Annotated in this window: 1 protein-coding gene and 2 pseudogenes; 1 reads left to right on the top strand and 2 read right to left on the bottom strand. The window is 69.9% G+C overall.

The features are described 5' to 3' along the window. Positions 1-94: 94 nt before the first annotated feature. Complete coding sequence (locus tag IEZ17_RS41590; RefSeq protein ID WP_189308826.1) at positions 95-769, bottom strand: urease accessory protein UreF; 675 nt, start codon at positions 767-769, stop codon at positions 95-97. Positions 770-813: 44 nt separating this feature from the next. Further along, positions 814-1,211 (bottom strand): annotated as a pseudogene (locus tag IEZ17_RS41585) (urease subunit alpha); the annotation flags it as partial. Positions 1,212-1,242: 31 nt separating this feature from the next. Between IEZ17_RS41585 and IEZ17_RS41580 the strand changes: the two are divergent. Then, positions 1,243-1,813 (top strand): annotated as a pseudogene (locus IEZ17_RS41580) (IS5 family transposase); the annotation flags it as partial.

The following is a 1,813-nucleotide window of genomic DNA, read 5'->3' as shown; positions in this document are numbered from 1 at the left end:
GGCGGCGGCGCTGTAGGTGTGCCGCTCGGGGAAGCCGTCCTGGTGGTCGAGGTGCATGGGTGCTCCGTGCTCGTGTGGGGATTGGGCGGGCGGGTCAGGAGGCGAAGAGCCGTACCGGCCCGGCGGCGTGCGCTTCGGCGGTGATGTCCAGCAGGGGTGCGGAGGCGGCGGGGAGCGTGTCGTACCCCTCGGCGGGGATACGGTCGGCGGCCTGGGTGGCCGCGGATGCCACCCGGTCGAGGTCGGTCGCCAGATGGGCGAGGACGGCGGTGGCGTCGAACGGGTCCAGGCTCAGCAGCCGGACCGCTGCCGTGGCCGGACCGCTGACGCTTTCGTACGCCGCCGCGTAGGCGGCGTCCAGAGGGGTCAGGTCGGCGGACCGGGCGGCCAGGCCCAGGACGACGGGCTGGTGGGCGCCGCGCGGGCGGGCGGCGGCCAGCGCGGCGAGTTCGGGGCTCGGCCAGGTGGCGCGGGCGGCCCGCATCATCTGGCGGCCCAGTTTCCGTGCCGTGGACCGCAGCGCCGGCATCGGGGTACGGGCGTCGGCTGCGTCGTCCAGCGCCAGTGGGTCGTGACCGGCCGCCGTCGCGGCGGCAAGGGCCGCCGCGACCAGGCCCGCGGTATGCAGTCGTCCTCGGCAGAAGTCCGCGAGCGACGCGGTGTCGGTGATACGGCCTGCCCGGACTGCTGGTTCGGCCCCGCCGGAGTGCGCATGCCCTCCGGCGGGGAACCTGCCGTCGGCCAGGACGAGCAGCGCGGCACGTGTCATGGTACGCAGCTCACCTTCCACTCCTTGCACCCTGTCTGCGGACCTCAGAAGAGGAAGTACCTCTGGGCCATGGGCAGTTCGGTGGCGTAGTTCCGTTCGACGCCATGTCCGTCGATCTGTGCGGACACGTCCTCCACCTTCGCTCCGCCGACGATGACCTCGAAGGTGTCGGGGTCGATCTCGACGTCGGGGCAGGCGTCGTTCTCCTTCATGTGTTCTTTGCGGATGTTCCGCGTGTTGCTGATGGCCTGGAACTCCTTGCCCAGCCTGAGGCATTCGGGTAGGCCGTCGTCGATGGCCTGCTGGGTGACGAAGTTGAACGAGGTGGAGCGGGGCGACAGGCCGGTGGCGCCCATACGGCGCGGGGCAGGACCGGCTGCGGGGTGGGAATGGAGGCGTTGGCGTCCCCCACCTGTGCGTAGGCGATCTGCCCGCCCTTAAGACGTCGTCTCATTTGGCGTGTTCGGCAGTCTGTGGTCGTGGGAATCGTGGAACGTTTGGTGCCGGATGAGCTGTGGTCATTGTTCGAGCGGGTGGTGCCGCCGGCTCCGATTCGGCGGCAGGGTGGCGGCCGACGGAGGCATGGGGATCGTGAAGTGCTGGCGGCGATCATCTTTGTCGCCACGTCAGGCTGTACCTGGCGGCAGTTGCCTCCCTCTTTCGGGCCGTCCGGGCCGACGGCCCACCGGCGCTTCACCGAGTGGAGCAAGGCCAGGGTGTGGGCGAAGCTGCACCGCCTGGTGCTGGATGAACTGGGTTCGCGCGGCGACCTGGACTGGAGTCGCTGCGCGATCGACTCTGTGAACATGCGGGCCCTGAAAAGGGGGGACCTGACCGGTCCGAATCCTGTCGATCGAGGCAAGAAAGGCTCGAAGATCCACTTGATTACCGAGCGGACCGGTCTGCCCATCTCGTCGGCATCTCCGGCGCGAACCTGCACGACAGTCAGGCCCTCGAACCGCTCGTCCGCGGTATCCCGCCGATCCGTTCCCGCCGTGGCCCCCGCAGGCGACGTCCCGCAAAGCTGCACGCCGACAAGGGCTA

It is taken from the genome of Streptomyces albospinus (genome assembly GCF_014648695.1).
Classification (GTDB): Bacteria; Actinomycetota; Actinomycetes; order Streptomycetales; family Streptomycetaceae; genus Streptomyces; species Streptomyces albospinus.
This window is presented reverse-complemented; position numbering and strand designations above follow the sequence as displayed.

Coding starts and splice junctions, on each gene's coding strand:
- IEZ17_RS41590 (WP_189308826.1), bottom strand. CDS start 769: ATGACACGTGCCGCGCTGCTCGTCCTGGCCGACGGCAGGTTCCCCGCC.